Here is a 16,623-nt window from a genome sequence, read left to right as displayed (position 1 = left end):
GCCATGCCCGGCCAGCGCACTGCGCCACGCCGGGCGGCTGCAACGCGTTCGCCGATCAGGCCCCGCCCAGATAGCGCTGCGCCGGCTGCGCGCGCGAAAGGCCCGGTGCCATCGCCTTGCGTGCGTGCTCGAAGGCGTCCCACTCAGCGATGTCCGGAAGCGCGGGAATGGTCACGACTTCACCCTGTGCCAGACCGGCCAGCGACGCGTCCACCATCGCTTCGGCGCTCATCACGATGCCCTGTGGCAGGTGCTCCACCGGTAGGCCGGAAAGGTGCCAGAAGTCCGTTGCGGTGGCACCCGGCAGGACAACCTGGACACGCACGCCCTTGTCGGCCAGTTCATGGTGGAGCGACTGCGAGAACGCCAGCAGGAACGCCTTGCTTCCCGCGTAGACCCCGTTGAGCAGCTCCGGTGCCAGCGCGACGATGGAGGCGATGTTGATGATCGTGCCCCGGCCACGGGCCACAAACACCGGCGCTGCGGCGTAGGCCAGGCGCATCGCGGCGTTCACGTTGAGCGTGATCATGCGCTCCATTTCGCCGATGTCCGACTGCAGCAGGGGCGCCGTAGCGCCGATGCCGGCATTGTTGACCAGCACCTGGATGTCCGCTCGGCCTTGAATGACCTTTTCAACCTCGGCACGCCCGTCGGAGGTGGTCAGGTCCGCGGCGACGATGTCCACCGTGCGGCCGGTACTGCCGGCCAGCGCTTCGGCCAGTTGGCGCAGGCGGTCGCCGCGTCGCGCGACCAGGATCAGGTCATGGCCGGCGTGGGCCAGGCGATCGGCATAGATCGCCCCGATGCCGGACGATGCGCCAGTGATGAGGGCGGTGCCGTGATGGGTAGGGTCGTTCACAGGAGTCGGTCCAAACCGGCGGGGGTCGCCGGGGTCAGGGCAGACTCTAGGCTGGCTTGTGCAGGGCGTAAATGTCGTATATACCTCGTTTCAGGTCACGCCGGAAAACCCGCCATGCTCAGTGTTGGATGTGTCCTGCCGGCCGGATTCCAGACCATGGCGATCGCCGCGGCGTCCGCCTTCGAACTGGCCAATGCCACCGAAGGTGCGCGCCTTTACGATCTGCACATGCTGTCCGAGCAGGGCGGGCTGGTGCCCAGCTCGCTGGGCATGGCCATGCAGACAGCGCCGCTTGCGCAGCAGCCGCTGGATACCATGATCGTGGCCGGCCTGCTGGAGCCAGCCCCGTCCAGCGGCACGCTGATTGATTCGATCCGCCACGCGGCCGCCCGCACGCGCCGGACCGCGTCGGTGTGCACCGGCGCATTCCTTCTCGGCGAAGCGGGGTTGCTGGACGGGCGCCGCGCCACCACGCACTGGTTCCACGCACGTACGCTCAGGCAGCGCTTTCCCGCCGCGCAGGTGCAGGAAGATCGCATCTTCATCACCGATGGCCCGATCTGGACCTCCGCCGGCATGAGTGCGGGGCTGGACCTGGCGCTTGGCATGATCGAGCAGGACTTCGGTGCGGATCTGTGCAGGGCGGTGGCCCGGAAGCTGGTGATCTACCACCGGCGCGGAGGCGGGCAGTCCCAGCATTCGGTGCTGCTGGAACTGGATGCGCGGTCCGATCGCATCCAGAACGCGCTGGCTTTCGCGCGCGGCAACCTGCGCGCCACCTTGTCCGTTGAAGAGCTGGCGCAGGCCGCGCATCTGAGCACCCGCCAGTTCAGTCGCGCGTTCCGCGAGGAAACCGGGCAATCCCCCGCCAAGGCAGTGGAGGGCCTGCGCGTGGAGGCCGCGCGTGTGCTGATCGAGCAAAGCCGTTACACGATGGATGAAGTCGCGACTGAAACGGGCTTCGGTGATACCGAACGCATGCGACGTGCCTTCCTGCGCGCCTTCGGCCAGCCCCCGCAATCGCTGCGGCGCAACGCACGGGGCGGGGCGGACTGAGTCTCTTCGTGCGCGCCTGGGGCGGTCGTTGGCCGTTCCAGGCACGCCGCGCGCACCGGGCGGCGCTGAAGGCGCACGCCAGGCAAATCTAGGCCCGGTCCGATAGAGCGCTCCGGGGGCCTTACATAGGATTCTCTCCGCCAGCCGTGCACCGGCTGGCCGGACAGGACCTTCTCCCCAAGTGTCCGATCCGTCCCCGGCCACCGCCGCTTCGGCGGCGGTGGTTTCTTGCCGCCCGCGTGCGGATCACATCTGTGAAGAAGAACACCACCATCATGAAGCTCATTCCGATCGCTTCCGCTGCAAGCCTGCTGCTGGCCGCTTCGGCCGCCAGCGCCCAGTCCTATGGCTCGGGCACCATCGAGTTCACCGGCGAAGTCACCGACCTGACCTGCACCATTTCCGGTGGCGCCGGCGCCATCGGCACCACCAACGTCACCGTTCCGATGAGCGCGGTGCAGGCCAACCAGCTGGCAGCAGCCGGCGACGTTGCCGGTGAACACCCGTTCCAGCTGATCATCGGTGGCCCCGGCCAGGGCACGTGCCTGGATGGCAAGGTCGCCGAGCTGTACTTCGACCCGGCTGCCGGCCAGGTCGACGCCAGCAACGGCAACCTGCGCAACCAGGAAGCCAACGCGCCGGCAGCCAACACCCAGATCCAGGTGAAGTACAAGAACGCCGTGGTCGACCTGCGCGATCCGTCGTTCAAGACCGATCCGGTGACCATCACCAACAACACCGCCACGATCGACATGGCCAGCCAGTACGTCGCCAACGGTGGCGCTGCGGCCCCGGGCTTCGTGCAGTCGTACGTCAACTACAAGGTTGTCTACAACTGATCGCGGGAGGTCGCCGGCGGGCGCTGGCGGCCTCCTTCCTTTCCCGTTCCGAGGTGACCCATGAACGCCCTCCATCGCATCATCGCTGCTGCATTGCTGTCGCTCGTCGCGCTGGCTTCGCCGGCGGCCCATGCGTCGGTCGTGATCGGCGGTACCCGCGTGGTCTATCCCGCGCAGGACAAGGAAGTCACGCTCAAGTTCATCAATGAAGGCGAGCGCGCGACGCTGGTCCAGGTCTGGCTGGATGATGGCGATGACCAGTCCACGCCGGATACCGCCAAAGCCCCCTTCGTGGTCGCGCCACCGGTGTTCCGCCTGGACCCGAAGAAGCAGCAGACCACCCGCATCATGTTCACCGGCGCGGGCCTGCCGGCCGACCGGGAAACGCTGTACTGGCTGAACATGCTGGAAATTCCCCCGAAGAATGGCACTGCCAGCGCCAACATCCTGCAGTTCGCCTTCCGCACCCGCATCAAGGTGTTCTACCGGCCGTCGAACCTGGCAGGGGAGCCGGTGCTGGCTTACCAGAAGCTGCGCTGGACCCTGCGCACCGGTAAGGACGGCCTGGTTCTGCGTGCCGACAATCCGACCCCGTTCCACGTCAACTTTGCCAACGTCAGCCTCGATGTCGGCGGCCAGGAACAGGGCGGGCAGGGCGGCGGCATGGTCGCGCCGTTCTCACAGGCCGAGTTCCCGCTGAAGGATCTGCGCGCGCGCCCGTCGGGCCAGCTGAAGGCTGCCGTTACGGTCATCAATGACTTCGGCGCGCTGGTTCCCACCGAGGCCGTGTTGCAGCCCTGAGCCGCGCACCGCCACCGCACCGCACCGCCGGAGAATCCATCATGAACGCCCGTTCCCGGGCGCCGGCTGCCGGCGCCCGCCGGTTCCAGCGCGCCCGCCTGCCGGGTGTGGTGGCCGCCATCCTGTTTGCCCCGGCCGTCGCGAGCGCCGGCAACGAAAGCCCGGACGATGTCGAGTTCGACGCCGCGTTCCTGCCGGTGGGGGCGTCCTCGCGCCTGGACCTGCAGCGGTTCTCGCAGGAAGACTACGTTGCGCCCGGTACCTACCGGGGGGACGTGCGTCTGAACGGCCAGTGGCAAGCGCGTGCGGACATTGTCTACCGCGAGGTGGACGGCGTCTCGCGGCTGTGCCTGGACCCGGCCGCGCTGAAGCGCTACGGCATCGCGCCGGAGCGCCTGCACGCCGACCAAGCCCGGCAGCCGGCCCTGGCCTGGCCGGACGAACCCTTCTGTGGTGACCTGGGCGAGCGCGTGCCCGGTGCCACGGCGTCCTTCGATGCAGGCAGCCAGACCCTGGATCTGCAGGTGCCGCAGCTGTACCTGCGCAGCGAAGCGCGCGGCCATGTCGACCCCAGTGAGTGGGATGCCGGCGTGGCGGCGCTGTCGCTGGGCTACAACGCCAACGTCTATCGCTACAGCAATGGCGCTGCCCCGACCTACTCCGGGTTCCTTGGCCTGAACGCCTCGGGCCGCGTGGCGGGCTGGCAGCTGGTGCACCAGGGCGCGATGACGCGCGGTGGCAGCCAGCCGCAGCGCTACCGGTCAGCGGCCGCCTACCTGATGCACGACATCGTGCCGTGGAAGGCGCAGCTGATGGTCGGCGACACGTCCACTGCGGGCGACCTGTTCGAGAGCGTGCGCCTGCGTGGCGCCCGCCTGGGCAGCGACGACCGCATGCTGCCGCAGTCACAGCGCGGTTTCGCACCGGTAGTGCGTGGCATCGCCGAGACCAACGCCCGGGTGATCGTGCGCCAGCGTGGCAACGTCCTGCTGGAAACCAGCGTTGCACCTGGACCGTTCGAGATCAACGACCTGTTCCCGACCGGGTATGCCGGCGATCTCGACGTGGAAGTCGTCGAAGCCGACGGCCGCTCACGGCGGTTCACGCTGCCGTATTCGGCGGTGCCGCAACTGCTGCGTCCGGGCCAGTCACGGTGGTCGGTAGCGGCCGGTCGTGTTGCCGAGGCCTCGCTGCTCGATGCGCCGGACGTCCTGCAGCTGCAGTACCAGCGCGGCCTGTCCAATGTGGTCAGCGCCTACGGCGGCGCGGTGGTGGGCGACAACTACCACTCGGTGCTGGCCGGCAGTGCGGTCAATACACGATTCGGTGCGCTGGCAATGGATGCGTCGTTGTCACAGGCCCGTGTACGCGGCCTGCCTGAGCTGTCCGGCAGCAGCTTTCGCCTGGCCTACAATCGAAGCATCGCCAGCACCGGCACCTCGTTTGCCATCGCGGCCTACCGCTATGCAACGCGTGGCTACGTGAGCGTGCGCGACTGGGCCAGCCTGCGTGACGCACAGGCACGTGATCTTGGCATCGACGCGGTGGCGCGCCAGCGCAACCGCATGGACCTGAGCGTCAACCAGCGCCTGGGGGAGCGCGGAGGCCAGCTGTTCGTCATCGGGACGCGGCGCGACTTCTGGAACACGGCTGGCCGCCAGCTTGACCTGAGCGTGGGCTACAGCAACCAGTGGAAGTCGCTGAGCTACAGCCTGAACTTCCAGCGCACGCGCGATTCGATCGATTTCATGCCGGGCTTCCTGCAGGATCGCATTCCCGGCGCGGATGCGGCGCCGCGTCCACAGATGGGGCGGGCTGACAATCGCCTGATGCTCATGCTGTCGGTGCCCTTGGGGCGCACGCCCCGTGCGCCACAGCTCAATGCCACCCAGACCCGCAGCGACAATGCCGATCCCTCCACGCAGCTGTCAGCCAGCGGGCTGTGGGCCCGCGACGACCGAGTCAATTACGGCGTGTCACTGGCGCGTATCGGCGGTGGCAACGCCCTGGATGTCAACGGCGGCTATCGCGGCGGCCGCGGCCAGGTGGCGGCCAATCTCAGCCGGGGGCCTGGCTATACCCAGATGGGCCTTGGCGCGTCGGGCGGGCTGGTGCTCCACGCGGGTGGGCTGACCCTGTCGCCGCCGCTGGGCGACACGGTCGCGCTGGTGCACGCGCCCGGCGCGGCGGGAATGCGGGTGGAGAACAGCGGCGGATCCCGCGTGGACAGGCGTGGGTTTGCGGTGGTCCCGTACCTGACGCCGTACCAGCTGAACACGATTTCGCTCGACCCCAAGGGGGCCGGCTACAGCGTGGAGCTGCAGGAAACCGCACGCGCGGTGGCGCCGCGTGCCGGCGCGCTGGTGAAGCTCGATTTCAGTACGCGCGCCAGCCGTGGGCTGATGGTCGACACGCAGACCGAAGACGGGCGCCCGCTACCGTTCGGCGCGGAGGCCACCGATGCCAGCGGCGCCACGGTCGGCGTGGTGGGGCAGGGCAGCCGCCTGCTGCTCAGTGGCCTTCAGTCGTCCGGGCCGGTGCAGGTGCAATGGGGCGAGGGCGCCGACCACCATTGCGTGGTGGACGTGCAGATTCCCGACGGCCCTGTCAGCGGCCAGTACGCCGTGCTCAGCGCGCAATGCCGATCCCCCGTCGTCCATGCCAACGGTGACGCGCCGCCCGCGCGCCGGGTTACCACCACCTTCCAGGAGAACGCACCGTGATTCGCATGCCTCTGGTCGCGCGATTGATCGCGCTTGTCCTGTTGATGGCCGCAGCGCCTGCGCTTGCGCAGAACTGCCGCTTCAACGCCGGCACCACCACACTCACCAACATCGCCAACCTCAGTGGCAGCATCACTGTCGGTCCGGATGTGCCGGTCGGCACCGAAATCTACCGGGCCACCTATTACGCCGGGCCCACCAACCAGATCTACTGCACACCGGGCAGGGCCGATCGCATCCGCCAGTACACCGCGCTTCCGTACGGGCCTTCGGGCTACGTACACGGGCGCTACGGAACCGTATACAACACGAATCTTCCCGGCGTCGGCGTGGCGGTCTGGTTCAGCGGCAACCCGTTTCCGATGCTGGTTTCCGCGGAGGTGACCACGGGCACGCTGATCGACCTTGTTCAATCCTTCGACGTCAGCCTGATCAAGACCGGACCGATAACGGCCGGCACGATCACTGGCGCGAACCTGCCGCGCTTCGAATACCGCATGACCGGCGCCAACAGCGCACTCCAGCTCTGGAACGGCTGGGTGCAGGGCTCGCTGTCCATTGTTGCCCGCACCTGCACCGCTGCAGACATTTCGGTGAATCTTGGCGATCACCGCGTGACGGAGATTCCCACCGTCGGCAGCGGGACACGATGGGTCAACATCCCGGTAACGCTCAGCAATTGCCCGGCGTTCTACGGCCGCTACCGCGGCAACCTCACCACGGGAACGGTACAGACGGCCAATGGGCGCGTCGACAACACCCTCCGCTTCCGCGTGGATCCGGTCACGGCCGTGGCGGATAGCGCGCGCTCGGTGATGACGCTGCAGAGCGACGGCGTGAGTACCACGGCGACCGGCATCGGCATCCAGATCGGGACCGCGGCCGACGAGTCGGTGGGCTTTGGCAGCATGCGTGATTCCGGGTTGGCGCTGAGCGAAACCAACAACGCGTCCTACACGCTGATGCTGCGTGCGCGCTATACCCGCTACGCCGCTGCCGCGTCATCGGGACAGGCGAACGGGGCCGCCACCATTACCCTGGAGTACTACTGACATGCACGCACGATGGCTGCTGCTGGCGCTGCTGTGCGGGGCCGCCCTGCCGGTGGCGGCGGCGGACCTCACCGTCCGCTTCACCGGCAGGTTCCTGGCCGGGACCTGCCAGCTGAGCGTGCAGGACGTCGATCTGGGCACGTTCCAGGCAACGTACTTCGCCACCAGCACGCAGTCACCCGCCGTGGCCTTCGTGCTGGAGCGCAAGAACTGCAGCGACGACCTGCGAACGCTGCACGTCCGCTTCGTCGGCACCGCCGACAGCAGCAATGCCAGCTACTTCGCCATCCCGGCCACCGGCGGTGTGCGGGGATTGGCCATCCGACTGCAGAGTGCCACCGGCACGCTGTATGCACCCAACCAACCCGCGTTTGACTGGCCCACCAGCGGCGGTTCGGCAGGCCAGCTCGATCTCGGCGCATTACTCGTCCGCACCGGCAATGTCACCGCCGGTGCGATCCGTACCCCCATCACTGTCCAGGTCACCTACAACTGAGGTCTCCCATGTTCCGTCCGCTTCTCTCCCTGAGCCTGCTGCTTTGCGCTGACACGGTGCACGCGCAGGACAGCCAGGCCTTCACCATGTCCGGTGAAATCCTGCCAGGCGTCTGCAAGGTCGCGTTCCCCGATGTGGATCTGGGGTCCCATCAGGCGTCATTGTTCACCGGCAGCTATGCCACGGCCTATGTGGACTTCAGTGGCACCGTCAGCGACTGCGACGCGCAGGTGCTGCGGGTCGCCATGACCTTCACCGGTGCGGCCGACAGCAGCAACGCGTCGCTGTTCCAGGGGGTTCCCGGCGTAGGCATCGAACTGGTGCGCGTGGTCGGTGCCGTGAACGTGCCGATTGCACCGGGTGGCCGTACCCAGTACACCACCGCCGCCGGCGTGTATCCGTACCGTGCGCGCTTCCGGCAGTCCGCTGCAACGGTGGGCGCGGGCCGCGTGACGCGTCCCATCACCGTTTCGCTCACCTACAACTGAGGCTGCAGCCGATGTGCACTGTCGCCCTCCGCCTGCCTCCCATCCTGCTGGCGCTGGCCTCGCTGCTCGCTGCAGGCCACGCGGCCGCGCAGACGACCACCACGTTCAACCTCACCGGCACCATTCTGCCGGGCGTCTGCCGCATCGCCGTGGCCGACGTCAATCTGGGCAGCTATCAGGCAACACTGTTCACCGGCGCGTATACCTCGCCGTTCCAGCCGGTGAATGTTGTGGTCAGCCAGTGTGACCCGCTGGTGACCCGGGTTGCCCTGCGTTTCGATGGCACCGCCGACACCAGCAATGCCCAGCTGTTCCAGGGTGTGCCTGGCATCGGCGTCGAGCTGCAGTACACCAGCAGCGGGGCCCGCGTCGCCCCTGGCGGAACGGCCCAGATGGCCACGGCTGCGGCGACGCACGCATTCCGCGCACGCTTCGTGCAGAGCCGCGCAACGGTATCGGCCGGTACGGTCAGCCGACCGATCACGGTAACCATGACGTACAACTGATCACGCGGGTGGGGGACGGCACCCGGGGCCGTCCCCTCGCGTTTCAGGCGCAGGACCGGGCTGCTGCGCGCAGCGGCGCCTCGCTAGCGGAGGCTGTCCGCGCTGTGCGATCCATCGCCCTGCTCCTCTGCAGCGCTTTCCTCACGCAGCACGCGTGAGCGTTCCGCCACGATCTCATCCATCTCGACACGCAGCGCCCGGGTCTCGGCAGACAGGCTGGCAACGTTGAGCCGCAGGCCATCGATATCGGCCCGGTTGCGCAGTCCGTCCTCGTTGGCCTCCAGGGTCTGCCTGACGCGCAGGGATACCGGGGCCGCCAGCCGCGCGGACAGCCGACCTGCCAGATTGCCCTGGGCATTGTTGATATAGGCCGGGACCAGCGCCACCACGTCGATGACATAGCGATGCTCGGCACGCACCACGGACATGTGTTCAATCGACGCACGGCGATCGCCCAGGTACCGGGTAACCACGGCGCGGGCCTGGTTTGCGGCCCAGGTCTGCTGCCCGATCTCGCGCAGGGCCAGTCCCAGCGGCAGCGCCAGCAGAATGAACGTGGTGGCGATCACCCCCGCTTGCCAGGCGGTGTGGCGAGGTGAGTTCTCCATCCCGAACCCGTACCACTTGGCAATCAGTGTCACGCTCAGGGCAATCGCCAGCAGGTTGGTCATGAAAAGGAACATCGCGCCCCCAGCCACGCGCATGTCGCCCGTCGCCAGCCCAAACGCGACCACTGCCAACGGCGGCATCAGGGCGGTCGCAATTGCAACGCCCACAATGGCCTCTCCCTTCCGGGTAATCACTGCGTAGCCGCCGGCCAGCCCTGACAGCAGCGCCACCAGCAGGTCGAACAGGGTGGGTTGCGTGCGTGCAAGGATCTCACTGGTCGCCTCGCGTAGCGGCGACAGCCATACGATGCAGATAGCGGTCAGCAGCGCCAGCGCTATGCCCACAAGCAGCGCAAGCAGTGCACGGCCCATCATCCGGAAATCGACCACGCACAGCGAAAAACCCAGCTGCACGATGGGGCCCATCAGCGGCGAGATCAGCATCGCACCGATCACGACGGCCCCGGAGGACTGAAGCAGCCCCAGGATGGCAATACCGCAGGACATCACTGCCATGAACGTGAAGCGCGGGCTGAGCCCGCCACCGTCACTCACGTTGGCGATGACGGCATCGTGGTCGACGGCGGCAAGCATGCGGTTGCGCCACCGGCTCCAGCCATGGTGGGCGGATGCCAGGACACTCACCAGCAGCGTTGGCACGGCACTCATCGATCCGCTCCCGGCTGCGCGGGTGAATGCAGCGCTTCGGCCCGTTGCAGCCGGTGGAAGTAGTCCAGAAGGGCCAGCGCCTCTGCGAGGCAGGTACGGCCGCCAAGCAGCTGACGGCCGCGCATGACATTCCAGTGGCCGTACTCGGTGTAGATGAGGGTGTGTCGGGAAAGATCTGCCATGGAGATGCCTGGGAACAAAGAGGGTCGAACACCTATCGTCAACCAGCGTGTTGCAGCAGCCCATCGGACGACGCCCATTCCGCCAGGGATCCGACGCGTGACGCGAACGTCCACGTACCCACGCCAGCCGTGCGGCCGCGTTGCGCCACAGCGCGGCAGAAAGTCAGCCGCGTCCTATGTGGCTGTCTGCCAGGGGCCGATAGGGTGGCCGCTCCCTTTCACTTCCTCCGGGATGGCCCGCATGTTCCTTGGCGGGCGCATCCACAGCGACAATGTTCCGTTTCTTCCGCTCCGCACACCTGCGCCAGGACGCCTCGCCTGATGCTACCGACGATTGCGACCTCGCTGCGCTCCGCAAGTACCAGCGCGGCGTGCTGCTGGGCGGCGGCTGCCTGCTCAGCATCGCCATCGTTGCCGGGCTGATCGCGCTGGCGCTGTTCCACGCAGATGGCTTTGCGGCGCGGCGGTCGGAAGCGCTGCAGCGCAGCCGTGCCATCGTCGAGGCCCACCTGGCGGCGTCGGATGCGGCCCACCTTCGGTTGTTGAGCATGGCCGAGTACGCCTGGCGGCATCGCCCGGACAATGATGCGCGGACGTTGGAAGTGGACCGTGCCAACTATCTCCGTGCCGGACAGCGGGCCGTCATGACCGCCGGCACCGAGAGCGTGCCGCAGACGGTGCTGGGTGCCGGCACCGATGCCTGGCCCGTTGATCGCCTGGATCGCTATCTCATGCTGGCGCACTCGCTGTCGATCATCCGCCGGCTGGGCGGCGCCGGCGGCCGGTCCAGCGAATCGGAGTCGAGCTTCTTTCTTGATCCGCGCGGCCAGCTTCTGGTACTCGGCGAGGGTATGAGCGAACAGCATCTGCTGTCGGCCACGGGAGAAAAGGACCGTGCGCAGCTCATCGGTCGGCTCGCGGCGCTGTCCCGCACCGGCGTCGACGGCGCGGAGGCGTATGGCACGCACGCCACCCGGATGGAACTGGTGCGCCATCCGGTTTCGGGGGCTCCGGCGATCGCCAGTGCCCTGGTGGCGCGTGACGGTGCCACGATGATCGGTACGTTCGTCACGCTGGAATCAACGGCACCGCTGTCCCGGGCAATGCGCATCGCCGACGGTGGCGTGTCGTTCGTGCTGACCGGCGACGGCCGCGTGGTGGCGGGCACCGGCAGCCCCAAAGCGCTGGATCTGGGCGAGGTGACCCGGCATCTTCTGGACGCGGAGCACAAGGGGCGCACGCTGGCCACCTTCCGCCAAGGGCTGCGTTTCTTCCAGGTGGTCCGTATCGAGGAAGCCGACTGGGCGCTGGTCAGCACGTACTGCATCGCCGATGTCATTGCCGATGGGCAACGCCTGTACATCGCCGCCGCGTCGTTGGCGTTCGGCCTGTTGCTGGGTCTTTGGACGCTGCTGGCCTGGCTGCATTGGCGCGCCTTCGGGCCCGCGCTGGCACGCGCCGCGCGCGTTTACCAGGGCGAACAGCTCAGCCGCGCGTTGATCCAGCTGTCACCGGTGGGCCTGTGCCTGCTTGATCGCCACAGCGGTGACCCGGTGGTGCAGAACGACATGATGCGTCAGCTCGCCGCCGCCGCCGAGCGACGCGGCGCCATGCTCTACGCCCGGATGGTCGACCAGGCCTCGGCGATCCTGTTGCTGCCTGATACCACCATCGCCGAGTTCGAGGTGTCGGTGGCGGATCCCCACGGCCAGGCGCCTGTCGTGCTGCTGGTGGGGGCGACCAGTGCCAGCTATCAAGGGCGCATGGTACTGCTGTGCGCCGTGCGCGACCTGAGTGCGCGGATCGAACTGGAGCAGCAGCAGAAGCAGGCGCGCGAGTCGGCCGAGGCCGCCAGCCGCGCAAAGAGCCGCTTCCTGGCGGCCATGAGCCACGAGATCCGCACGCCGTTGCATGGCATCCTGGGTCACCTGGAGTTGCTCGGCCGCTCTGCGCTGGACGACAACCAGCAGGCACGGCTTCGGCGGATTACCCAGGCCGCGGACTCGCTGCTGCAGATCATCAACGACGTGCTGGATTTCTCCCGCGCGGAATCCGGGCACCTGGACCTGGTTGCGGAGACCTTCGAACCGGTGACGCTGCTGGAGCGGGTCGCGCTGCTCTTCTCGCCATTGGCCGAAGCAAAGGGCTTGGTACTGGACGTCATGGTCGATGATGCAGTGCCGGCCAGGCTGGTCGGGCCACAGGCACGCATCGAGCAGGTCCTGCGCAACCTGGTCAGCAATGCAGTGAAGTTCACCCCGTCCGGTCGTGTCGAACTGAGGGCTGACTGGGTGCCCGATACGGACGGTTCCCAGCTGCAGCTGCAGGTCATCGACTCCGGCATCGGCATGACGGAGACGCAGATGGCAAGGCTCTTCCAGCCCTATGTGCAGGCGGACGCCAGCATCATCACCCGTTTCGGCGGGTCTGGGCTGGGGCTTTCACTGTGCCGTGAACTGAGCAGCTGCATGGGGGGCACCATCCATGCCAGCAGCACGCCCGGCGTCGGCAGTGTCTTCACCTTCTGCATACCGGTCCAGGCGGTTCCGGCTGCCGGGACGCTGCCCTTGGCTGACCGCTCGGTGCTCCTGAGTTCCTCGGCCAGCGGGTGGCGGGACGAGCTGCGGCGCCGGCTTGAACGCTGGGGCGCCACCGTGATCATCGTGAGCGAGGCCGACGCTTGGCCCGCTGAACACTGGGAAGCGCACGTTCCGCTCGTTGCATTCGAGAGAAGTCCCGCGCGGACGGAAGTGGCGTCGCGGGCGGGACGGCGGCGGGTGATCCTGGTGTCTGCCGACGGTCCGCTGAAGCCGCAGGTGCGGGGAAATGCGTGGCGCGTGTCCTGCTATTCCAGTGATGGCCTGCTGCAGGCCCTGCTGGTTTCCTCACAGCGGGGCGTGCCGACACTGGCGGTGGAAAGGGGCATGCACTAGATTCATGGCCACCCCCTTGCCCGTGCGCGGGAATGCCATGCCTCCGGCCTCGCCTGACTTGCCTTCCGCCCCGTTGCAGGCACTCCACCGTTCACAGCGCCGGCTGCTGCTGGGGGGAGGGGGGCTGATCACGCTGCTGGTGCTGTTGACCACAGCGGTGAGCATCTTTGCCGGCGTAGGCGAATTCCATGACCGCGAGCGCCAGAAGTTCTTCGAGGCCCGCGGCGCGATCGATTATTTCCTGGTGCAACGTGACCGTGCGTATGCAGGAAGCGTGAACGCCAACGACGTGATGTGGAGCGGGCAGCGGGAAGAACTGCGGCGCCTGGGTCGGCCGATGGTGGCCAACTACCTGTCGCAGGGCATGCGAACGGTGGTCCGGGCAGAAGGTCCGGCATCGGTGCCGTGGCTGGTGCTGGGCGATCCCGAGCGGCCGATGCCACAGCCTGAGCTGGAAGCCTATCTGGGCATGATCTATCAGTACTCGCTGTACACGACTGCGGCGATCAGTTCGATGCAGGGGAACAGCCCGGCCATGGTGTATGGCTATGACCCGCAGGCGCGGCTGATGGCACTGCCCGGCGTGGTTGACGAGGCGCAGCTGCTGCGGGGGCTGCGCGCAGATTCGCGGGCACAGGCGTTCGCGCTGTTGAAGGGCATCGAGCGCCACGCGCCGCTGCAATCTCCAGATCCCGGTCCGATGGAAAGCGCCGCCAAGGGCCATCGCCTGGCCTCGCTGTTCGGGCGGAACCCGCTGGATGGCCGGCCCTCGCTGGTGGGTATTCTCACCCTCGCCGAGGGCACCACGCCCTATTTCCGGCGGGTCACCTTCGAGCCGATCAGCAGCATCGGCTCGCGCCTGGAAGCGACCGCCGCCGGCAGCTATCTGCTGACCGGGCCCACCGGTGAAGTCGTGCTGGCAAAGGGCCCCCTCAGCCGGGAGGCCAATGCGCTTGGCCCGCTGCTGGCGCAGCAGGACACACGCAACGTGACACGGCTGTCGTTCCAGCATCTGTTTGCGGTAAGCGGGGGGTTGTCAGGGACGGACTGGCGCTTCACGCGTCTTTACGACTGGAGCGCGCTGTGGCGCGACCAGGGGATGGCCATCGTTGCGCGGCTGCTGACGGCACTGTCGATCATCGCAGCACTCTGGCTGCTGCTCTGGCGGGTGGAGCGCAAGGTCATGGCGCCGGCCCTGGCCGAGGCATCGCGCGTCTACGAAAGCGAAGCGCTCAGCCAGACCATCATCGGCACGGCGCCGGTGGGCTTGGCACTGCTCAGCTGCGATGATGGTGCTCCCCTTCTGCAGAACCAGGTCGCACGCGAACTGGCGACGCAGCTGGCGGGCGATTCGACGACCCCGGCGCTCTATGCCGCGCTGGTACAGCAGGCGCATGCCTTGCCCGGAGCGCGCAAGGAGTTCAACTGGACGCTGCACGACGCGGGTGCAGCGCCGATCCAGCTTCAGGTGGCGTTGGCCATCGCACGCTATCGCGACCAGACCGTGTGGGTCTGCGCGCTGCGTGATGTCACGGCGCAGATGGAACTGCAGCAGACCCTGGAGCGCGCCCGTCGCGATTCCGAGGATGCCCGCGCCGCTGCGGAGGCGGCCAACCGGGCGAAGAGCGCCTTCGTCGCCACCATGAGTCACGAAATCCGCACGCCGCTCAACGGCATCCTCGGCCATCTGGAACTACTGGCACGCTCACCGTTGCAGCCTGCGCAGCAGGAACGCCTGCAGCGCATCCGGCTGTCGGCGGACTCCCTGATGGCGATCATCAGTGATGTGCTCGACTTCTCGAAGATCGAGGCCGGGCAGTTGGATATCGACCCGGCGCACTTCAACGTTCGTGAACTGATCGAGCAGGCCACGCTGCTGTATGCGCCCGAGGCGCACAAGAAGGGCGTGAAGCTGTTCTACATGATCGACGCCGAGCTTGAGGATGCCTACCGGGCAGATGCGCATCGCATCCGGCAGATCATCAACAACCTGCTGAGCAACGCGGTGAAGTTCACCGAGTCCGGGCGCATCACGCTGCACGCCGGGCTCGGGAACTGCCTGCAACCGAACCAGAGCGTGCTGCGGCTGCGGGTCGTGGACTCCGGCATCGGCATGTCCGACGAGCAGCTTGCGCATCTGTTCCGTCCCTTCGAGCAGGGCGATGCCAGCGTGTCCCGACGCTACGGTGGCAGCGGGCTGGGGTTGGCGCTGTGCAGGCAACTTGCGCATCTGCTGGGCGGCAGCATCCAGGCCGAAAGTACGCTGGGCGTCGGCACCGTGTTCACCCTGGAGGTGCCGGTTCACCCCGTCGATGCGCCGCATGGCGGTGACCAGCCGCTGTCGGGCACCACGGTGACGCTGCTTTCCGCAGCGCCGGAGTGGCGGCAGGAAATCGGGCAGGTCCTGCAGCGCTGGGGCGCAGGGTTGACCGTCCTTGATCGTCCGGCCGCGCTGCCCACCGATGCCGCAACGACAACGCTGCTGATTTTCGGCGAGCGCCGCGCATGGCCGGAGGAGGATGAGCAGGCGCTGTGCAGCCTCCACGCCCGACTGGTGCGCGCGTACCCGAGCGGCCCCCTGGCCCCCGAACGCCGTCCTGATGGCGTGCACGTCACCAGCTATTCCAGCCCGGCGCTGCTGCGCGCGTTGTTGCAGGATGCGATGGGAGCGGACGCGCCATCGCCGGTCGCCGCGCAGGCGCGGCCGCCGGCGGGACGGGGAAGGGTGCTGCTGGTGGAGGACAATCCGGTGAACCGCGAGCTGATCCAGCAGCAGCTGGAAGAGCTCGGCTGGCATGTGGGCACCGCCGAGGATGGCCAGGCCGCACTGAGCCTGTGGCCGTCGGACAGCTGGGACGTCGTGCTGACCGACATCAACATGCCGGTGATGGACGGTTACGAGCTGGCCCAGACGCTGCGTGCACGCGGGGAAAAGGTGCCGATCCTGGCGATCACCGCAACCGCGCTGGCCAGCGAGCGGGAGCGCTGCCGGCAGGCGGGCATCGATGGGCTGTTGCTCAAGCCCCTGGATCTGGAACGGCTGTCAGCGGCGTTGGACCGTTACGTTCCTGCCAGCAACCACAAGGCACCCGCGCCGGCCGCGGGGCAGGGGCTGCCGCTGAAACTTCGGGCCCTGTTCGTCGAAAGCGGCGCGCGTGATCTTGACGTCCTTGCCGCCGCGCTGCGGGAAGGGCAGCAGGCCGCGCTGCTGGACAAGGTCCATTCCCTGAAGGGCGTGCTGTTGATGATGGGGGAACGTTCGCTCGGCGAGCGCTTCGGGGCCGTGGAGCACCACCTGCGCGAGCACGACAAGGTGGATGAAGCCGAACTGCAGGCGCTGCTCGCGTCCCTGTCCGCGCTCATCGACAGCTATCGGGAGGGCCTGCCGGACGGCTCGTGAGCGAACGCCGA

13 protein-coding genes are annotated in these 16,623 nt (G+C 67.6%); 10 read left to right on the top strand and 3 right to left on the bottom strand.

Annotation, left to right across the window (positions count from 1 at the left end; translation table 11 throughout):
* Positions 1–55 precede the first annotated feature (55 nt).
* Positions 56–859, bottom strand: coding sequence for an SDR family NAD(P)-dependent oxidoreductase (locus AC5P9C_RS06220; protein WP_343540455.1), 804 nt, complete (start codon positions 857–859; stop codon positions 56–58).
* A gap of 156 nt (positions 860–1,015) precedes the next feature.
* Here AC5P9C_RS06220 and AC5P9C_RS06215 point away from each other — a divergent pair, with 156 nt between their 5' ends.
* The 8 genes from AC5P9C_RS06215 (at position 1,016) to AC5P9C_RS06180 (ending at position 8,820) form a co-directional block, all read left to right on the top strand.
* Positions 1,016–1,915 carry a GlxA family transcriptional regulator gene (locus AC5P9C_RS06215; RefSeq protein ID WP_343540457.1) on the top strand — a complete coding sequence of 300 codons (900 nt, stop codon included), beginning with the start codon at positions 1,016–1,018 and terminating at the stop codon, positions 1,913–1,915.
* A 254-nt stretch (positions 1,916–2,169) separates the two neighbouring features.
* A complete protein-coding gene (locus tag AC5P9C_RS06210; protein ID WP_088476134.1) occupies positions 2,170–2,754 on the top strand; it encodes a fimbrial protein in 585 nt (194 codons plus the stop codon).
* 60 nt (positions 2,755–2,814) lie between these two features.
* Positions 2,815–3,555, top strand: a complete 741-nt coding sequence (locus tag AC5P9C_RS06205) for a fimbrial biogenesis chaperone (RefSeq protein ID WP_343540460.1) — start codon at positions 2,815–2,817, stop codon at positions 3,553–3,555.
* 41 nt (positions 3,556–3,596) lie between these two features.
* Positions 3,597–6,278 (top strand): fimbria/pilus outer membrane usher protein, encoded by a 2,682-nt coding sequence (locus AC5P9C_RS06200; RefSeq protein ID WP_343540462.1) that lies wholly within the window; start codon positions 3,597–3,599, stop codon positions 6,276–6,278.
* Between the two features lie 5 nt (positions 6,279–6,283).
* On the top strand, positions 6,284–7,330 hold the full coding sequence (locus AC5P9C_RS06195; protein WP_343540472.1) for a fimbrial protein: 1,047 nt from the start codon (positions 6,284–6,286) through the stop codon (positions 7,328–7,330).
* Position 7,331: 1 nt separating this feature from the next.
* The gene (locus tag AC5P9C_RS06190) at positions 7,332–7,826 is read left to right on the top strand and encodes a fimbrial protein (RefSeq protein ID WP_197638668.1); all 495 of its coding nucleotides are present in this window, start codon (positions 7,332–7,334) and stop codon (positions 7,824–7,826) included.
* Between the two features lie 8 nt (positions 7,827–7,834).
* Positions 7,835–8,314, top strand: a complete 480-nt coding sequence (locus tag AC5P9C_RS06185) for a fimbrial protein (RefSeq protein WP_343540465.1) — start codon at positions 7,835–7,837, stop codon at positions 8,312–8,314.
* A gap of 11 nt (positions 8,315–8,325) precedes the next feature.
* The gene (locus AC5P9C_RS06180; RefSeq protein ID WP_088476128.1) at positions 8,326–8,820 is read left to right on the top strand and encodes a fimbrial protein; all 495 of its coding nucleotides are present in this window, start codon (positions 8,326–8,328) and stop codon (positions 8,818–8,820) included.
* Between the two features lie 83 nt (positions 8,821–8,903).
* On the opposite strand, the gene AC5P9C_RS06175 is transcribed toward AC5P9C_RS06180, so the two are convergent.
* Positions 8,904–10,097 (bottom strand): DUF389 domain-containing protein, encoded by a 1,194-nt coding sequence (locus AC5P9C_RS06175; protein ID WP_313286974.1) that lies wholly within the window; start codon positions 10,095–10,097, stop codon positions 8,904–8,906.
* Positions 10,094–10,279, bottom strand: a complete 186-nt coding sequence (locus AC5P9C_RS06170; RefSeq protein ID WP_172412152.1) for a hypothetical protein — start codon at positions 10,277–10,279, stop codon at positions 10,094–10,096. Before AC5P9C_RS06170 ends, AC5P9C_RS06175 begins: the two co-directional genes overlap by 4 nt.
* 272 nt (positions 10,280–10,551) lie before the next feature.
* On the opposite strand from AC5P9C_RS06170, the gene AC5P9C_RS06165 reads away from it, so the two are divergent.
* Both AC5P9C_RS06165 and AC5P9C_RS06160 read left to right on the top strand, forming a co-directional pair.
* Positions 10,552–13,212 carry an ATP-binding protein gene (locus AC5P9C_RS06165; protein ID WP_414614987.1) on the top strand — a complete coding sequence of 887 codons (2,661 nt, stop codon included), beginning with the start codon at positions 10,552–10,554 and terminating at the stop codon, positions 13,210–13,212.
* Between the two features lie 58 nt (positions 13,213–13,270).
* The gene (locus AC5P9C_RS06160) at positions 13,271–16,612 is read left to right on the top strand and encodes a hybrid sensor histidine kinase/response regulator (protein WP_343543089.1); all 3,342 of its coding nucleotides are present in this window, start codon (positions 13,271–13,273) and stop codon (positions 16,610–16,612) included.
* Positions 16,613–16,623: the final 11 nt, after the last annotated feature.

This window comes from Stenotrophomonas sp. YJH_SMC_10 (assembly GCF_059371555.1).
This window is presented reverse-complemented; position numbering and strand designations above follow the sequence as displayed.